The organism is Olsenella uli DSM 7084 (assembly GCF_000143845.1).
GTDB lineage: Bacteria > Actinomycetota > Coriobacteriia > Coriobacteriales > Atopobiaceae > Olsenella > Olsenella uli.
Window position 1 is genome coordinate 1488130 of record NC_014363.1, and the last position, 17322, is coordinate 1505451.

A 17322-nucleotide genomic window follows, 5' to 3' on the forward strand; every position below is an offset into this window, starting at 1 on the left:
ATCCGGTGTCGAGGGGCGATGCGGGAGCGGCGACCTTGGCCGCCATCTCGAGCAGGCCTCACGTCCCGGCAGGCCCCACGCGTCAGCGGGTCCAGCCCCTCAGTATGATCGGCACGGATGCCTGCCACCATTCGACCCGACGGTAGCCCAACTCGGACCCAAAGGACCCGAACAGACCCTCGCCTGCAAAGCCATAGCCACTGCGGGCCAGGACCTCGTCGATCCTGCGCGCCAGAACGGAATCGGAACCCACGGGCCCACGGGAAAGGTTCTCCAGCTCGTCCGCTGCATCGGGCGATATGTCCACCAGGTAGTCGAGATCTATCTCGTGGACGGATCCCGACGCATACCCCTCGACGTTGTAGCGAACCACCCAGCGATCGACCCCCGAGAGCGCGAAGGCGCACCAGAGCGCGAACAGCGTGACCATAGCCGAGCGATACAGGGGAAAGACGGGACGCAGCACGCGCACGACCACCAGCAGCGCGAGCGCGGCGATGGCGACCATGCCCAGATAGGTGAACGCGCGCAACTCGCTCAGGCCGTAGTGCGACACGTACAGGCCCATGCGCCACGCGGCAGAGGCGTCCACCACGAGCGTCTCACCGAGAAGGACGACCTGTGCCAGCTGGACAACGATGCTCCTCGGCGCATCGCGGCGAGCCCAAAGCGTCACGACGACGATCGTGAGGTTTATCGCCGCGACCTCGACCAGCTGGAAGAAGCCCGACCGTGCGTACTCGGCGTAGCCCCCGTGCATGGTGGGAGCGCTTGCCCCGCCAAAGAGATAGGCAAATTGTATGACCGCGAACAGGAGGTAGACCAGGTCGAGCACCACGAGCAGGGGCGCAACGGCCGCAGGGTCAGCGGCGCGGACCACCCTTGGGGGCAGCTTCCGGGTACTGGCGTCGGAGCGCATGAGCGAGAGCAGCAGAGACGTCGCGGCAAGGGCGACGAATGCGTAGCGGACCACCCGCAAGACATTCATGCCCAGGGAGTCCTCCAGCCAGGAGAGGGCGTCGCCGAGCACGCTGCCGAAGACGGCATCGGCACTCGCGAGGAGCGGAAGCACCACCAGGAGCACCGCGACGGTGACCAGGAGTGAGAGGAGGACCGAACCAGTCCTGCGAGTCGACCCCCCTCTGTCAGACGTGATGGTGCGGATGGGATCGAGCATGTGGGCAAACTGGGACCGCACGAAGAATGCCAAGGCGTCGACGCCGCCACGGGCACTTGTGGCCACATCGACGGGACAGCCGGAGAGCAGCAGGTACTCGAGCATGCAGGCGGCGGCGAGCACGAACGCGTTGGCGCAGCGCACGGCCGGGTCCATGGTCACGGCAGGCACGCAGGCAAGCACGACCACCAGAACCAGGAGCATGGCAGACTCGCGCGAGAGATGCGCCCGACGTCCCCCCAGCGCGATTGCAGCGGCAAAGAACCCCAGGATGGAGATGGTGAGTGTCACGCCACCAGCCAAGACGAGGATCCCGCTGAGGAACCAGGGATCGGCAAAGACGCACCAGAGCAGGGCGAGAAGGGCCCCGCATCCGGTCGCCGCCCAATCCCGCGACCCGAAGGGAGCCACAGACGTCGACCTTAGCTCCGGAGTAGACGCGGGGGGCGGCAGGGGTGGCGATGCTGGCACGGAAGACGGCATGGGTGGCGCCCCAGGAACGGACGAGGGTGAGCCACCCGTGGTCACGACGTCGGGACTTGTGTACGCAGAGTCCATGGGAGCGGAACGCTCCCCCTTGCCGTCGAGCTGATCCGTGTGTCCTTCTCCCCCTAGTCTCTCTCGTTGCTGGGCAGGTACTCCAGGATGTCACCGGGCTGGCAGTCCAGCTCCCTGCAGATTGCGGCAAGCGTGGTGAAGCGGACGGCTTTGGCCTTGCCGTTCTTGAGGATCGAGAGGTTTGCCATGGTGACGCCCACGCGCTCCGAGAGCTCGGTCAGGCTCATCTTGCGGCGTGCCAGCATGACGTCCAGGCTTACGACGATGCGCCCCATCTAGACCACCAGGTCATTCTCGTCCTTGAGGCTGGCGGCACTGGACGTGAGGTGCGAGAGCGCAACGCACACCACCGCCAACGAGACGGCGAATATCAGAGCCACGCTGAGTGACGCGACCACCGAGAACCACAGACGGGATGCGACGAGCGCATATGCGACGAGGAGCGCGAGCCACACGACGGCGTCTGCGGCGGCGAGATAGCCCATGGTGCGAAGGCGGTGTGCGTTCGACTGCACGAACGTCTCGCCACGGCCGATGGCGGAGAAGAGTCCCCAGGAGACGGCACCGAGAGCCAGGAGCGGCGCGATGCCCACGGCAAAGCACGGCACGGAGCCAGCGGGGACCGAGCCTTCGGATTCGACCCCGGGGATCACAAGCGCACAGACGAACACGCATGCCGCACAGGCAAGCGCGTCGAGCGCCTTGAGGACGGCTTCCATCTCGCGCTGCGACATCTCTTCTCCCTCGGTCGGCTCTCTCCCTGCTCGGTCGGCTGACTGTAGGATAGCAGAAACATATCGTAATTCAATGTGTATTTATCGATATTCAATATGTTTGTACAAGAGTATAGCAAGCACATGCCAAACACATGCAAATCTCGCGCCAAAACACGGTCCGACTTCACACCAGGCGCATGCCCACACGCAAGCCCGAATCGCGACGCCCCGACGCACGAACGTGCACCCTTGGGTAGAATCGGCTCCATACAAGATGACAAACCAGCCTTCCCCCGTGGGGGCTGGGAAGGGGCGCTCGGAAGGAAGCGGCATGTCAGCAGACATCGACAGAGAGGCCCTGCGCCGCGAGGTCGACGCGGCCTTGGGGCACCACAGGCCGGAGCAGGACCAAGGCCCGCAGAAGTTTCAGGTCAATGGCTCGTCGAGCATCAGGCACGTCGTGGGCGTGATCTCCGGCAAGGGCGGCGTCGGCAAGTCGCTGGTCTGCGGCATCCTCGCGAACGGGCTCAGGCGCAGGGGCCACAGGGTCGCCATCCTCGATGCCGACATCACGGGACCCTCCATCCCCAAGATGTTCGGACTCTCCGGCGCGCATGCGCTGAGCTCTGACGGCACTCACATCGACGCGGTCGAGTCGCCGGGCGGCGTCAAGGTCATGAGCACCAACCTCGTCGTCGAGAACGAGACCGACCCCGTCCTGTGGCGCGGCCCCATGCTCATGGGGGCCCTCAAGCAGTTCTTCGAGGACACCCTCTGGGGAGAGGTCGATTACCTGCTGGTCGACATGCCCCCGGGAACCGGCGACGTGGCGCTGACCGTCTTCCAGTCGCTGCCCATCGAGGGCGTCGTAATCGTCAGCTCGCCGCAGGACCTGGTCCGGATGGTCGTCGGCAAGGCCGTCAACATGGCCAGCATGATGGGGGTGCCCGTCCTGGGCGTCGTCGAGAACATGAGCTACGTCAAGTGCCCGGGCTGCGGCCGCAGGATCGAGCTCTACGGGCCCAGCCATCTGTCCGCAACCACGGAGGCCTTTGGCATCAAGGCCCTGGGCCAGCTGCCCGTCGACCCCGCGATTGCCGCAAGCTGTGATGCCGGCGACTTCGAGGAGAGGCTCCCCGAGGGGCTCATCCCCGACGCCCTTGCCGCCGTCGAGGCCCTGGACTCCAGAGCGTAGCCCCCATGCAGAAAAGCCCCCACGGTACGTCGCAGGCCCGCCACGGTACGTCGCGGACCCCCCATGGCAAGCAGCCCCACAGGTCCTCGCGTGCCGAGCTGCGCGAGGGTCAGTTGCTCGCCGCAGCGCAGGTGGACGTCGCGGGTTGCTATGACGTCGCCGTCATCGGCGGGGGTGCAGCGGGCCTCGTGGCCGCCACCGCCGCAGCCGAGGGGGGCGCCCGCGTCGTGGTCCTGGACCGCAGCCTGGAATGCGGCAGGACCATACTCGCCACGGGCAATGGGCGCTGCAACTTCTCCAACGTGGGACTCGAGGCCAGTCGCTACAACGACCCCGACTTCGTCGCAGCCGTCTTCGGAGCGGACCCGCTCGCCGACATCCTGGGCTTCTTCGGCGACTGCGGGTTGCGCTGGGACCTCGAGGGGGACCGCCTCTACCCCCTCTCGCGCCAGGCCAGCTCCGTGAGGAGCGTCCTGATCGCACGGGCGAGGGCTGCCGGGGTCACGCTCGCCGCGGCGCGCGAGGTCGAGCGCGTGGAGCGTTCCGTAGGCCCCGCCGGCCCCTCTGCGCGCTGCGGTTTCACGGTCGCGTACCGCGAGCTCTTCTCAGCCGAGAGCGACATGTCGGGTGGGGGGGCCGCGTCGCTTCATGCGACCTGCGTGATCGTGGCGACCGGCGGGGGCACATGTCGGGCGCTCGACGCCCTGGGGCTCGCGAGCACCCCCACGCGCCCCGTCCTCTGCCCCGTGGCCTGCGAGGACTCGCCGCTCGCGGCGCTCGACGGCAGGCGTGCCCACGTGCGCGTCCAGCTCAGCAAGGGAGGGCCTCCCGTCTGGCAGGAACGGGGCGAGGTGCTCCTGCGCTCCTATGGGCTCTCGGGCATCGTGAGCTTCGACCTCTCGCGACACGCAGGCGCAGGCGACCTCGTCGAGATCGACCTCGTGCCCGACCTCGCGGAGGCCGAGCTGCGTGCCATGATCGACCCCACGGCCTGCGGAGACTTCGTCGAGGGTCACCTCGACGGCACCCTCGACCCCGTCATCGCCCACACGCTGGAGGTCCTCGCCCGCGAGCGCTGGACTCTCCCCGGCAGCTCACGGCACGCTGGCGATTCGCGTGGTGATGATGGGCCGCACCGCGACGGCAGTTTGCGGCACGACGCTGGCCTGGCTGGTCCGAGGCCCAACGCCCCGCAGTCTGACGCCGACGCCCTTCTCGCCCTCGTGAAGGCACTTCCCTTCCGGGTCGTCGGCAACTGCGAGGAGCGCGGCGCCCAGGTCACGCGCGGCGGTCTGCAAAACGACCAGTTCTCTGCCGAGAGCATGGAAAGCGCACAGGTCCCAGGCCTGTTCGCCTGTGGCGAGGCACTCGACGTCGATGCGGGCTGCGGCGGCTTCAACCTCTCGTGGGCCTGGAAGAGCGGCCTTGTCGCCGGCGCTGCCGCAGGGATGGCAGCCAGTAGGGCAACCGCCATGTCTGGCACCGCCGCAGACGACGCGGACGTCGCGGCCGCACCCGCGCCCAACCCCGACGCCACCCCGTCCCACCCGCAAGGATAGCGAGGAGCAGCATGCTCGACATCTCCAACATCCGCGTCCCTCTCGACCAGCTCGACGGCACCGCGGCCACCGAGGATCGCGCCCTGCGGGCAGCCGTGCTGCGCCGTCTGCGCATCACGCCTGACGACCTCGCGGCGGTCGAGCCCCGCAAGCGCTCGATCGACGCCCGCAAGAAGGGCGACGTCCATCTCACCTACACCGTCCGCATCCAGCTGCGCGGGGCGGCCAATGCCGAGAGGTCCCTGCTCGAGCGCCTGAGGCGTCGCCACGCCGAGAGAGGCGTGTCCGTTGTGGACGATGTGGCTGACATGGCCTTCCGTGCCCCCGTCCACCTGGGGACCAAGCGCGTCGGACGACCCGTGGTCGTCGGCGCCGGCTGTGCGGGGCTCTTCTGCGCGCTGGCGCTGGCCGAGGCGGGGCTCGAGCCCCTGCTGGTGGAGCGTGGGCAGGACAGCGGGTATCGCAGCTCCTCCATCGAGCGCTTCAACAGGACCGGCAAGCTCGACGTAGAGTCGAACATTCAGTTTGGCCTGGGTGGTGCGGGCACCTTCTCCGACGGCAAGCTCGCCACCGGCACCAAGAGCCCCCTGCACCGCCACATACTCAAGACCTTCGTCGCCTGCGGTGCCCAGCGCGAGATACTCTACGACGCCAAGCCGCACGTGGGTTCGGACGTGCTACCCACCGTCGTGACCAACATGTGCAGGCGCATAGGGGAGTTGGGGGGCGAGGTTCGCTTCTCCACCCGCATGGTCGACCTCGACACGCAGGGAGGTTGCGTCCGCTCCATCACCCTACGGCAGAAGGGATCCGACTCCGGTTTCGTCGTCGAGGAGCGCCTGCCCGCCGCAAACGTCGTCGTCGCCTGCGGGCACTCGGCCCGCGACGTGTTCGAGCTGCTGCGCAGACGGGGCGTCTCCCTGGAGCGCAAGACCTTCGCCATGGGCGTGCGCATCGAGCACCTGCAGAGGGATGTCGACCGCGCGCAGTACGGGCCCTTCGCGGGGCATCCGGCACTCGGTGCCGCACCCTACAAGCTCGTCACGCACCTCGGCAACGGGCGCAGCGCCTTCTCGTTCTGCATGTGCCCCGGTGGCTACGTGGTCGCTGCGGCAAGCGAGGAGGGGGGAGTGGTCACCAACGGCATGAGCCTCTCGGACCGCAAGGGCGAGAACGCCAACTCCGGGCTCCTAGCCAACGTCTTTCCCGATGACCTTCCCGGCGATGACGTGCTTGCCGGCGTCGAGCTCCAGCGCCGCTGCGAGCGCAGCGCCTACGAGGCGGGTGGCGGCGACTACCTGGCACCCGCCCAGCTGGTGGGGGACTTCCTGCAGGGAGTCCCCTCCTCGGGCCAAGGCAGCGTCACGCCCACGTACCCGCGAGGCGTCTCCTGGGGCGATGTGGCGACCTGCCTGCCAGGCTACGTGAGCGAGACCCTACGCGCCGCCATACCCCGCATGGACAGGCGGCTGCATGGCTTCTCGGAGGCGAGTGCGGTCCTCACGGGCGTCGAGACGCGTTCGAGCTCACCTGTGAGGGTGACCCGCGGCGAGGGGCTGCAGTCCCTCTCCACGGCGGGCCTCTGGCCCTGCGGCGAGGGGGCAGGCTACGCGGGTGGCATCATGAGTGCCGCAACCGATGGTCTGCGCGTGGCACGGACCCTGGTCGAAAGCCTCGAGTAGCGCGAGCGACATGTGCGGAAAGTCCACGTACTCCCAAACCGCCCGCATCCCCGACTCGTCCACGCTCTCTCCCCGTTCGCACCCTCTATTCGTTCGCACCCTCTATTTATTCACTTGCGCCCTCGACCCACCCGCGTCTGCCGATTCAAGAACTGGATGTAACATTTAAAACTGGATGTAACATTTTTGGCAGTTATGTGTGGATTTTTACCACTTATAACCCCTCTGCCATGGCAGGGCGCGACAGGTTTGTTAGCCGTAAGTACTTTAAAAAATAATATATACAGGTAGATGGTGTGACTAGTTCTCCATTAATACACGTTTTTCCTAATGACATAATATATGCAACTACATAGGCACACATAACCGCTCATTTTGTTACAAGCAGCTTCCGAAAGCGGGCTCCGCTCTGATGAGACGGCCGAGAGCGGCCGCCTTAGGTGCGCAGCCGCGAGGAGGAAGAGGCCACGGACGCCAGAAGGGCTTACCCACGGGGTCGCCGAAAAAATAGGATGGACCGACTGCCCAGTCACAGCCAATCCGCCCGGGAGCAAGTCCCGTAAGGCCATCGCATTAGTTCCGTATCAGTTCCGCTCGCAGTGCCAGGCCCCGCCTCGCGCTCGGGCGAGACGGGGCCTTGTGCCTCACGCTGTCAGACGCTTGGGATGACTACCTTGGGGTGACTACCTGCCACTCCTCTTCGTGCGGAGGACTGCTGCCGCCACGACGAGCGCCGCGCCCGCCGCGCCCAGGGCAAACGATGGAAGGACGCTGATGGGGTCGGAGGTCTGAGGAAGCCTGCCCGTACCCCTCTTGCCCGTCGGGGTGACCGTATTGCCAGGAGTGGGATCCGGCTTCGGTTCTGTGACCTCGACAGTGGCGGTCTGCGAGGTGGCCTTCTGGCCGGAGGTGCCGTTGGTGGCCACGCAGTAGTAGCTGAAGGAGCCGACTTCCGAAGTGCCGACGGTAAGGGTGTCTCCCGTACCGGCGGAGCTGTCGGCACTGCTGCCTGCTGCGGGAACACGCAGGGCGGCCGACGGCATGATCCGCTTCGCACCGGCGTTCGCGCCGTTGGAGTCGGAGGATTTCGCCACCTTGAACCACTCGTAGGTCAGCTTGGAGTCGCTGCCCTCGACGCCATCGGGGATGCTCGCCTTGGCGCTGAGCGTGACAGGCTTGCCTTTCTCGACAGTCACATTTGAGGGCTCTGTGGTGAAGGTCGGGGCAAAGACGGAGGTGGCGTAGCAGATGGGGGTCTTCGCGAGGCCGGTCTCCTCATCAAAGTCGCTGGGGACGAAGGGCGTGGACTGGTCACCATGAAGATAGGCGCGCATCTCGTCGAGAAGGGCCTTGGTCTTTGCGTACACCTCGGTGCTGGCCTGCTTGTGGAGCCTGTTGGCAAGGTCCGTGCGCTCGGAGGCGGGCGTCTCCTGCATGACCTTGTCGACCGTCGCCTGTTGGGCAATGAGCTGCCTCTGCAGGGCGTCGAGATAGGCACGGGTGCCGCTGGCAAGCTTGTCGCGCCTGTTGTAGGCAAGCGTGTTGATGTCCATCAGGACGTAGTCGAGCGAGCCGTTGTCGGTCGTGGCGTCCATGGCGGCGTCGACGCTGTCTTCCCTCTCGGCGGTGCCCGTGTGCGCCTCGCTCCATCCATCGACGGCAGGGTAGACGTCCTTGTCGACCTCGGTGAGCAGGGCAGAGTAGCTGGGAATGGCGATGCCGAACTCGGAGCGCGAGAGGTTCTCCCACTGTATGGTGGCGACGTCCGCACTCATTCCCTGGCGGATCTGGTACAGGTGAGTCTCGACCGTGCGGTTGTTGCCGATGGCATAGAGACCCGCATTGGTGTTGGCGTTGAGGCTGCTGTCCTGCTCGCCGCGTGCCGCGAAGGAGCGCAGCGCCTGGAACAGGTCCACCTTGTCGTTGCCGGGGGTGAAGAGGAGCTGGGGATCGCTCACGGAGGTCACGCCCGACGCGCCCATCGTGTAGCTGCCCTCCTCGAGCGGGGAGCCAAAGTACACGCGGCCCTGCGCAAGGCGCGTGTACTGTCCGGAACCGGCACTGGCTGCGCCGTACGAGGTGGCGACATCGAGGGATCCGTCCGCAAAGTAGGTGGCGCTCCCCGCGTCCACGGCAGTCTCCTTCAGCCTCTCGGAGTGCAGGCAGAGGTTCTCGTCGTCGAGGTCGGCCTGATACTTGAGCTGTCCGATGTTGGGGTTGACCGAAGCCTTGTCGGGGTAGGCGGCCGTCAGGTTGAGCGCGATCCACTGATGCCCCGAGAGCTGCGCAAAGAGCCAGGTCTCGTTGTTGTCCGAGACGATGATCTGGTTGCAGTCGTAGCTGCCATGCTCGTCGATGATCCTTCCCAGGAGCTTGACGCCGTCACGCGCCGTGGGACTGCAGGCCAGCACGACGTCAGCGATGGTGTACTCGCCCAGACCGCTCGGGTTGTCCCTGTCCTCGTTGCCACAGGGGTCGACGGCCTTGACCTGGTCGTTGTAGTCCGTGGTGAGTGTCGCGGAGACGCTCACGCCCCTCTCGTTGGTGCCCGCCTCGGAATAGGCATCGGTGCGGTTGTCCCAACCCGAGGGGAGGTCGCGCACATAGGTGTAGCGATACGTCGTCCCCGTGTACGTCCACTGGAAGTCGGACTCGTCGGATGAGAACGTGGGGTTGGTCCGAGGCTCCTGGATGCCGAATGCCTTGGGATGGCGGGGTGCGTAGTCCTCCGCGCGGCCAACGTAGACGTTACCTGTGTCCGTGAGTCCGGGACCGACGTAGACCTGCGTGCATGCGAGCGCATCCTTTGGCAGCGCCATGGAGAGCGACAGCGCCATGGCGACCGCCATGCCAACAGCCCCTCCAAAACGCCTCTTGTCCCACTTTCCTGTCATGTGCATAGAGCGCATCAACCTCCCAAGGGTGATTGGATAACTTCCAGGGACCCCTAACAGACCTGGACATCAGCTTGGGATTATATAGGCCTGATACCTGGGGGCGCCCCCTTAAAGAGGGAGAGGTGCCGGATGGACGGCGAGCGGAAGACCTTGGTGGCGTTGGCGAGACGATCGTCGCCAAGGTTAAGGAGGCCCTCGGGCCCAGGGCGCGCTGCAGATAACGGCGCTGTGGCGGGCCACGTGGCCAAACCGTGACAAATTGTGGCGCCGTGGCACGGATTCTGCGCCACAGCGCCATTTTTTGTTACACGCAGCCCCATAGTGCCACGGCATCTAATGCCGTGGCGTCGTCTCTACGACAACCCCCCTCTGCAGCGGCTTCTCTTTCCGCAAACCCCCTCTGTAACGACCCTTCTTTTCGCGACACCACCGTCTGCGACATCCTTCGCCGCTACACCCCATACGCATCAACCGGCACGAGTTCGACGGCATCGAGCGGCTCTTCCGTGGCAACCTTACGGTAATCGCCACGCTTCCTGCCACCCCAAGTCACCCCATCAATGCGGTCAAGCTCCTCCTTGAGCGCAAGCCGCAAGGCCCGACGCTTTCGCTTTCTCTCCTCCGTCATCCGATAGCATGGATGACCGATATCGTCGGCAATCGTCCTCATAAGGGCATCCATGTATTCAAGATCGTCGTACAGCTCTTTGTTGAGCTGATACTCGATGCCGCCGTACGCCAGGATCTCGTTGGTTCTGCGCTCGTCCTCTGCCTGCCGCTCGCGCGTGAGGTGGTCATTGCCGTTGTACTCCAGCGCGACGAAGCGCGCCTTGGCCCTCGAGCCGGGAAGGGCCCCAAAGACGAAGTCTGGCTTTCGGACCTTCCGTGAGCCCCTCTTGCCGACGGCGTCGACGTCGAGAGGTCGATTCGCGGCATCGATCTCCATGCCGTATCCCCCGTAGCACGGCGAGAGCACCGTCCGTAGACACAGTCGTGTCTCCATCGGGGATGCCAGGCCCTCTACGGTCGCCGGGAGCGCCTGCCGCACGAGATCGATCCCGTCGATGCGATCGAGCCTGTCAATATGACGCTCGATCGACTCCTTGGCCATGAGCGGAGAGTTTCTCTGCAGCATCCCATCGGAGATCGACGGCACAATCGCATAGACGCCGAGCAGCTCGCAAAGAAGCACCTGCAGCTCGAGCTTGGTGAGCAGAGGGGCCATTTGAACCGCAAGATGCTCGGGCATGACGCAGGCGACACCCTCCCCGATCACCATGATGCTTCCCGTCGGCAGCGGTCTCCCACAGACCCTGGTCCGCAAGCTAGAAGACCTGCGACGGCTCCCGACCCCGCTGACTAAGGCCTCCATCACCTTTGGGCAGAAGCCGTAGAACTCGAGGTAACGGCGAAGTTGCGACAGACGTTCCGGTGCCGGCAGGCAGGAAGGAATGGCATCGGGACAGACTTCCCCCTTCGCCAGGAGTGCACGCAATCCGGTGGATCGGTACGCCTCGAGCGCAGTCGAATGTGTGAGTAGCAGTTCCATGTATCAAGGCTATACGTCACGCCTCTCTTGGCAGGCGCCATTCGAAGGTTGGGTAAAAATGTCTTTCTGAATTCTTGCGGATAGCTGGCAGAATGCGGATAGCTGGCAGAATTACCCTGTCTTGCCGCATATATATAGGTCAAGCCATCGCCCGATGCGCTGGACAGAAGACGCACGCCCTGCTGTGGGCAGGGAGCAGGCACACCGGCCCAATGTTCAACGTTGATTTCTCGCCACCTGCCACATAAGTTCGTGCGGCGAGTGAACGCCGCTCGCACACGTTACAGAAATCAGCGCTGTGGCACGCCACATGGCCACTCCGTGACAAATATCGGCGCTGTGGCACAAAATCCGCGCCACGGCGCCAATATTCTCAACACTCGAACTCTCGCCAGTGCCACGGCGACCTTTTTCGCAACGCCCATGCTGCATGCCCACTCGGCGAGAGGCGCAGCTTGCCAAGACCGTGCCCTCGACCACCCGGTCGAACGGGTCGTGCTGCAGGATGCCTGCGGCAGCCACCGCCTCCGGCGGCACGTTGGCGCCACGTTATCTCTTCCGCTTCCAGCGGCGCCGGGTCGCGTGCGCACTCCCCTTGCGATCCGTCGCCTTCAGGCGGGAGATGACATCCTCCTCCGAGCTGCCGTCCAGACGCCCACGCAGCTCCACGATCTGATCACGCAGCTGGGCGGCGCGCTCGAAGTCCATATCGACCGAGGCCTGGACCATCTCGTCCTCGAGGGCCCCCATGACCTTGCCCGCCTCCTCAGGCGGAAGGGCCGCAAGCTCGCGCGCGACGGAGTCTATGGTCCGCTCGTGCTCGGTACCCGTAGGCCCCTCGCCGGCCGGCGCCGTGAAGAACTCCCCTCCCTCGCGCGACTTGGTGCTGAGGGTCTTGTCGGCATCCTCGATGAAGCTCGCCACGTCGGTGATGGACTTGCGTATGGTCTTTGGCACGATGCCGTGCTCGGAGTTGTAGGCCTCCTGGATGGAGCGACGTCGCGCCGTCTCTCCCATGGCCTCGCGCATGGAGTCCGTGACGGTGTCCGCATACATGATGACCTCGCCCTGGGCGTTGCGCGCGGCGCGGCCCATGGTCTGTATCAGGGAGCGGCGGTTGCGCAGGAACCCCTCCTTGTCGGCATCGAGGATGGCGACAAGGGAGACCTCGGGGATGTCGAGGCCCTCGCGCAGGAGGTTGATCCCCACGAGCACCGAGATCTTGCCGATGCGCAGGTCGCGGATGATCTCGACGCGGTCGAGCGTGGCGGTGTCGGAGTGCATGTAGTTGACCTTCACGCCCTCGTCCAGCAGGTGGTCCGTGAGGTCCTCGGCCATGCGCTTGGTGAGCGTGGTCACCAGCACACGCTCCTTGCGCGAGGTGCGGTCCTTGATCTCCTCGATGAGGTCGTCGATCTGGCCCCGGACGGGGCGTACCTCGACCTTGGGGTCCAGGAGGCCCGTCGGACGGATGACCTGCTCGACCTCCTGCTGGCTGACGCCCTCCTCGTAGTCGCCCGGAGTCGCGGAGACGTAGACGAACTGCCCGATGCGCTGCTCGAACTCATCGAAACGCAGCGGTCGGTTGTCGAGTGCGGACGGCAGGCGGAAGCCGTGCTCGACCAGCGTGACCTTGCGGGAGCGGTCCCCCTCGTACATGCCACGGATCTGCGGGACGGTGACGTGCGACTCGTCGATGATGCAGAGCATGTCCTTGGGGAAGTAGTCGATCAGCGTGTAGGGCGGCTCGCCGGCCTTGCGCCCATCCATGTGGCGCGAGTAGTTCTCGATGCCCGAGCAATAGCCCATGGTCTCGAGCATCTCGAGGTCGTAGCCCGTGCGCTGCGAGAGGCGCTGGGCCTCGAGGAGCATGTCGTTATCCTTGAGCTCCTTGACGCGGCCCTCGAGCTCCTCGCTGATGGTCTTGATCGCATGGGTTATCTTGGGACGCTCGGTCACGTAGTGGGACGCCGGCCAGATGGGGATGGCATCGAACTCGCGGACGATCTCGCCCGTCACGTTGTCGATCTCGGCTATGAGTTCGACCTCGTCGCCGAAGAACGAGACGCGCAGGGGGTTCTCCGCGTAGGGTGGGAACACGTCGATGGTGTCGCCGCGCACCCGGAAGGTGCCTCGGGAGAGGTCGTAGTCGTTGCGGTCGTACTGGATGTCGATGAGCTCGCGGATGAGGTCATCCCGCTCGAGCGGGACGGACTTGTCCACGTTGGGAGCCAGGCCCGCATAGTCCTGCGGACTGCCGATGCCGTAGATGCACGAGACGGACGCGACCACGATCACGTCGCGGCGCGAGAGGAGGCTGGAGGTGGCCTGGTGACGCAGCTTCTCGACCTCCTCGTTGATGGAGGCGTCCTTCTCGATGTAGGTGTCCGTCTGGGGGACGTAGGCCTCGGGCTGGTAGTAGTCGTAGTAGCTGACGAAGTAGACGACCGCGTTGTGGGGGAACAGCTCCTTCATCTCGCTTGCGACCTGGGCCGCAAGCGTTTTGTTGGGCTCCATGATGAGCGTGGGCCTCTGGGTGGCCTCGATGGTCTTGGCCATCGAGAAGGTCTTGCCCGACCCCGTGACGCCCAAAAGCGTCTGGTAGCGCAGGCCGTCCTCGATGCCCCGCGCGAGCCTGGCTATGGCCTTGGGCTGGTCGCCGGCGGGCTCGTAGGGGGAGACGACCTCCAGGCGCTCGTCACCATGCTCGAGGCCGAAGCGCTTGAGCTCCGCGCCGAAGCGCTCCTTGGCCTCGGGCGTGCCCGCGAGCGGTTCGTAGGCGACCTCGTGGCCCGTGCCATCGACAAAGGTGCGCGGACCATCCGCTGCGGGACCCGCTGCCCCTCCCGCCACTTCCTCCGCCATCCTCATGTCTCCCCTCTCGTGAGCCTACACCGGCGCCGACCCCCGCACCGCCAACCCTACGCTGCCGCAACGTCGCCGCCAACCCTACGCTGCCGCAATGCCGTTGGGATAGAACTGCGCGTAGCGTTCGTACGCCTCGTTCACGCGGACCAGGTAGGTCGCCGTCTCGGCATACCGTATCTGGTTCGAGATGTCCTCGCCCTGGGAGAGCCATCCGGAGACGGCTCCCAGCCCCGCGTTGTAGGCCGCGACGACCTGGTCCCTGCTCGAGAGGTTGCTCTGCAGGTAGGCCAGGTAGGCGGTGCCGTACTCGATGTTGGTTGCCGGGTCGGTGAGGTTGTCTGGGTCGTACGCCGAAGCGCTGACCAGCCCCAGGCGTGCCACCTCCTGCGAGGTGGACGGTATCAGCTGCATGAGCCCGACGGCGCCGGCCGACGAGGTGGCCTTGCTGTCCCAGTCCGACTCGCACTTGATGACGGCGCAGATGAGGTACTCGTCCACGCCATAGCGCTCGGACGCGCTCTCGATGAGGTCCGCGTACTTCACGGGAAAGAGCATCTGTCGCACCAGCGCGTCCGGGGCCACGCTCACCAGCGCCGTCAGGACGCACAGGACGCCCATCGCCATGAGGGGAAGCGTCCGGAACCAGCGCCAGAAGCGCATCTCACGCATGTGTCTCTCCCATCGCATCGGCCGCACCGCAAGACCAGCCCCTCCGGGCATGGGCATCCCACCAGAGGGCGACCTGATCCAGCAGCTCGCCCTCATCCCCGTCGTTCGCGAACTCAACGTCGCTGTGGGCGCGCAGCCAGTCGTCGGTGGGCTGCCTGGCCGCACGCGCATCGAAGTCCCCCGGGTCCATGCCGCGCCCCCGTGCACGCAGGCGGCGCAGGGGAAGGGGACAGGTCACACAGACGACCTCGTCCGCCAGGCCCCGCACGTCACCCATGCGGTCCAGGAGGGGGACCTCGACGACGCAACAGCAGGGATGCGTGTCCCGTGCGAGCTCGCGGGCAAGCTCGGCACGTATGTGGGGCAGCTCGATAGACTCAAGCCGTCGGGCCGCCTCCGACGAGGAGAACGCCCGCCGTGCCAGGAGGCCACGATCCAGCTCGCCCGTCTCCCCCTCGACGAGATCCGTGCCGAAGGCCGCGACGATCTCGCGTAGGCAGGCGCCCCCCGGCACGAGGACGCGTCGCGAAAGCTGGTCGAGGTCGATGCGACGCGCACCGCGCAACGAAAGCTCGCGGGCAACCGTCGACTTTCCGGAGGCGATGCCCCCGGCCAGGAAGACCGTGTACACGCGCGCCTCCTTGCCGTGAGGACGCAGGGTCCTGCGGACGCCGACTCCCCTGCTAGGAGCGAACCTCGAACTTCTCCTTGCAGGTGGGACAGGTGACCCTCAGGAGCCCCTTGCCACGCGGGACGCGCACGTGCTGGTGGCACTGCGGGCAGCTGGCGTGCTTGTAGGCCCTGTTCTCCTCGAACGCCTTCCGGGGGTTGGTGATCCAGGGGCGTACCGGACCCAGCTTGGAGACGACCCCATAGCTCTCCTTGCGGCGTTGGCCCACGTTGGTGGAGACCACGCGGAACACGGCGTAGGCCAGAAGGGCGACCACGACGACGCCCAGCCACAGCTGACGGGCGAAGGCGTTGACGATGCCCAGGATGAGGGCCACCTCGACCGTAAGCATGCCGAGCTCGTCGGCGCCGTTGCGGCCGCGCATGAACTGGGCCACCTTACTTTGAATGTCACCGTTCGCCATCTTGGAGCGCCTCTTTTCTCACACGGGCAGACGCAAGGGCTGCCACCACCGGCCTTGGCCGAAATGCCCGTCTCTGGTATGCAACAGTCTTCCCATTATCGTCCAAGGCATACCCCGGCGCCATCCTTCAGGAGGAGGGTGCCGCAAATCCACAGGACGGTTCGATGCCGTCGGGGCGCGGTCCGCCAAATCTTCTTCCCGCTCCCACCCGGCGCCTACCCCCTGCCCTCGCCCATCACATAGGCGCGACAGAGCTTCTCGGTCTCGACGATGGCGTCCACATGGCAGCGCTCGCGCCCATGGGTGTTGAGGCAGGCCATGCCGAAGGCGGCGCTGCGCAGGTTGGCGCCCAGCGTGTAGGCCGCGTTGGCGTCGGTCGAGTAACGGAAGCAGACTTGGGTGTTCCACTTGTCCGCGTCGCAGGCGACCTCCGCGCAACGGATGAGCCGGTTGGTGAGCTCCCAGTCGTAGGGACCCTTGTGGTCCGAGGCGATGATGCCCACGTGATGCTCGTTGGCATCGTAGTCCGGACCGATCAGGGTGATGTCAAGCGCCACGTACTCCCCGACCTCAGCTGGGACGTAGGAGCCGCCGTGGCCGATCTCCTCGTAGATGGGAAAGGCGAAGAGCGTGTCGGCCGCCGGCCTCTCGCCCGTCTCCCCGAGCCACCGCAGCGTGTCGATGAGCACTGCAACGGCGGCCTTGTCATCGATGTGGCGGCTGACGATGTAGCCGTTGTCGAAGGCCTCGAACTGCGGGTCTATGGAGACGATCGCACCCTCGGTCACACCCAGGGCGCGGGCGTCGGCCGGGCAGCAGACATCCGCGACGAGCGAGACGGACATGGTGTTCTCGTCACGCGGAGCGCTCTTGCAGTCCTCGAAGACGTGGACGGAGTGCTTGTTGCAGATGACCTGGCCGACCACGACGCGGCCGTCACGGCAGTGGACGCGACAGGTCTCCCCCTCGATGGAGTGGTAGTTGATGCCGCCCAACTGGCGCACGCGAAGGGTCCCGTCATCGTTGAAGCCGCGCACGATCAGGCCGATGGTGTCCAGGTGGGCGCCCACGCACACGGCGGGGGCCTGGGAATCCCTGCCCCGCACGCGGACGTAGGCCGTGGCCTTGTTGTCGACCTCCATCTCATAGCCCAGCTCGGCAAACTTGCCACGCAGGTAGTCGTGTATGTCGTTGTAGTAGCCCACGGGGCTGTCGACCTCGACGAGCTCCTTCAGGGTGTCGGTGAGGTAGCGGGCGTCGATCTTGGGGGTCATGCTCTTCTCCTTCGAATGGCCACCGTCGCACGGGCGAGATGGACGGACATGATTGGCGTGGATGCCATCAGCGGGGGTGCCATC

13 protein-coding genes are annotated in these 17322 nt (G+C 65.6%); 3 read left to right on the forward strand and 10 right to left on the reverse strand.

The annotated features are described in order from the left end of the window. Window positions 1-82: 82 nt before the first annotated feature. The 3 genes from OLSU_RS06545 to OLSU_RS06555 all read right to left on the reverse strand — a co-directional run bounded on the left by OLSU_RS06545 (window position 83) and on the right by OLSU_RS06555 (window position 2469). Window positions 83-1588: a DUF4153 domain-containing protein gene (locus tag OLSU_RS06545; RefSeq protein WP_013252163.1), complete on the reverse strand. Its 1506-nt coding sequence runs from the start codon at window positions 1586-1588 to the stop codon at window positions 83-85. 200 nt (window positions 1589-1788) lie between these two features. Continuing rightward, window positions 1789-2010, reverse strand: a complete 222-nt coding sequence (locus tag OLSU_RS06550) for a helix-turn-helix domain-containing protein (protein WP_013252164.1) — start codon at window positions 2008-2010, stop codon at window positions 1789-1791. Beyond that, window positions 2011-2469, reverse strand: a complete 459-nt coding sequence (locus OLSU_RS06555) for a DUF2975 domain-containing protein (protein WP_013252165.1) — start codon at window positions 2467-2469, stop codon at window positions 2011-2013. 313 nt (window positions 2470-2782) lie between these two features. Here OLSU_RS06555 and OLSU_RS06560 point away from each other — a divergent pair, with 313 nt between their 5' ends. Genes OLSU_RS06560 through OLSU_RS06570 form a run of 3 tightly spaced genes read left to right on the forward strand, consistent with a single transcriptional unit; the run spans window position 2783 to window position 6887 of the window. Continuing rightward, window positions 2783-3646, forward strand: coding sequence for an Mrp/NBP35 family ATP-binding protein (locus OLSU_RS06560; protein ID WP_013252166.1), 864 nt, complete (start codon window positions 2783-2785; stop codon window positions 3644-3646). A gap of 5 nt (window positions 3647-3651) precedes the next feature. Further along, window positions 3652-5205 (forward strand): NAD(P)/FAD-dependent oxidoreductase, encoded by a 1554-nt coding sequence (locus OLSU_RS09135; protein ID WP_013252167.1) that lies wholly within the window; start codon window positions 3652-3654, stop codon window positions 5203-5205. Window positions 5206-5216: 11 nt separating this feature from the next. Beyond that, window positions 5217-6887, forward strand: coding sequence for an NAD(P)/FAD-dependent oxidoreductase (locus OLSU_RS06570; protein WP_013252168.1), 1671 nt, complete (start codon window positions 5217-5219; stop codon window positions 6885-6887). A 683-nt stretch (window positions 6888-7570) separates the two neighbouring features. Here OLSU_RS06570 and OLSU_RS06575 read toward each other — a convergent pair. The 7 genes from OLSU_RS06575 to OLSU_RS06605 form a co-directional block, all read right to left on the reverse strand. Beyond that, window positions 7571-9736, reverse strand: coding sequence for a C69 family dipeptidase (locus OLSU_RS06575; protein WP_013252169.1), 2166 nt, complete (start codon window positions 9734-9736; stop codon window positions 7571-7573). Window positions 9737-10235: 499 nt separating this feature from the next. Then, entirely contained in the window at window positions 10236-11063 is an 828-nt protein-coding gene (locus OLSU_RS06580) for a hypothetical protein (protein WP_041548965.1), read from the reverse strand. 819 nt (window positions 11064-11882) lie between these two features. Then, window positions 11883-14198 carry an excinuclease ABC subunit UvrB gene (gene uvrB / locus OLSU_RS06585; RefSeq protein WP_013252171.1) on the reverse strand — a complete coding sequence of 772 codons (2316 nt, stop codon included), beginning with the start codon at window positions 14196-14198 and terminating at the stop codon, window positions 11883-11885. A gap of 84 nt (window positions 14199-14282) precedes the next feature. Then, a complete protein-coding gene (locus OLSU_RS06590) occupies window positions 14283-14870 on the reverse strand; it encodes a lytic transglycosylase domain-containing protein (protein ID WP_013252172.1) in 588 nt (195 codons plus the stop codon). Then, a complete protein-coding gene (coaE, locus tag OLSU_RS06595) occupies window positions 14863-15501 on the reverse strand; it encodes a dephospho-CoA kinase (protein ID WP_013252173.1) in 639 nt (212 codons plus the stop codon). Before coaE ends, OLSU_RS06590 begins: the two co-directional genes overlap by 8 nt. A 52-nt stretch (window positions 15502-15553) precedes the next feature. Next, window positions 15554-15964, reverse strand: a complete 411-nt coding sequence (locus OLSU_RS06600) for a hypothetical protein (RefSeq protein WP_013252174.1) — start codon at window positions 15962-15964, stop codon at window positions 15554-15556. 215 nt (window positions 15965-16179) lie between these two features. Next, entirely contained in the window at window positions 16180-17238 is a 1059-nt protein-coding gene (locus OLSU_RS06605) for a zinc-binding metallopeptidase family protein (protein ID WP_013252175.1), read from the reverse strand. Window positions 17239-17322: the final 84 nt, after the last annotated feature.

What these genes read in the sequence shown, in the direction of transcription:
- OLSU_RS06590 (WP_013252172.1), bottom strand. Translation starts at nt 14,870, where the DNA reads ATGCGTGAGATGCGCTTCTGGCGCTGGTTCCGGACGCTTCCCCTCATG.
- OLSU_RS06600 (WP_013252174.1), bottom strand. Translation starts at nt 15,964, where the DNA reads ATGGCGAACGGTGACATTCAAAGTAAGGTGGCCCAGTTCATGCGCGGC.
- OLSU_RS06575 (WP_013252169.1), bottom strand. Translation starts at nt 9,736, where the DNA reads ATGGCGGTCGCCATGGCGCTGTCGCTCTCCATGGCGCTGCCAAAGGAT.
- OLSU_RS09135 (WP_013252167.1), top strand. Translation starts at nt 3,652, where the DNA reads ATGCAGAAAAGCCCCCACGGTACGTCGCAGGCCCGCCACGGTACGTCG.
- uvrB (WP_013252171.1), bottom strand. Translation starts at nt 14,198, where the DNA reads ATGGCGGAGGAAGTGGCGGGAGGGGCAGCGGGTCCCGCAGCGGATGGT.
- OLSU_RS06550 (WP_013252164.1), bottom strand. Translation starts at nt 2,010, where the DNA reads ATGGGGCGCATCGTCGTAAGCCTGGACGTCATGCTGGCACGCCGCAAG.
- OLSU_RS06560 (WP_013252166.1), top strand. Translation starts at nt 2,783, where the DNA reads ATGTCAGCAGACATCGACAGAGAGGCCCTGCGCCGCGAGGTCGACGCG.
- OLSU_RS06605 (WP_013252175.1), bottom strand. Translation starts at nt 17,238, where the DNA reads ATGACCCCCAAGATCGACGCCCGCTACCTCACCGACACCCTGAAGGAG.
- OLSU_RS06580 (WP_041548965.1), bottom strand. Translation starts at nt 11,063, where the DNA reads ATGGTGATCGGGGAGGGTGTCGCCTGCGTCATGCCCGAGCATCTTGCG.
- OLSU_RS06570 (WP_013252168.1), top strand. Translation starts at nt 5,217, where the DNA reads ATGCTCGACATCTCCAACATCCGCGTCCCTCTCGACCAGCTCGACGGC.
- OLSU_RS06555 (WP_013252165.1), bottom strand. Translation starts at nt 2,469, where the DNA reads ATGTCGCAGCGCGAGATGGAAGCCGTCCTCAAGGCGCTCGACGCGCTT.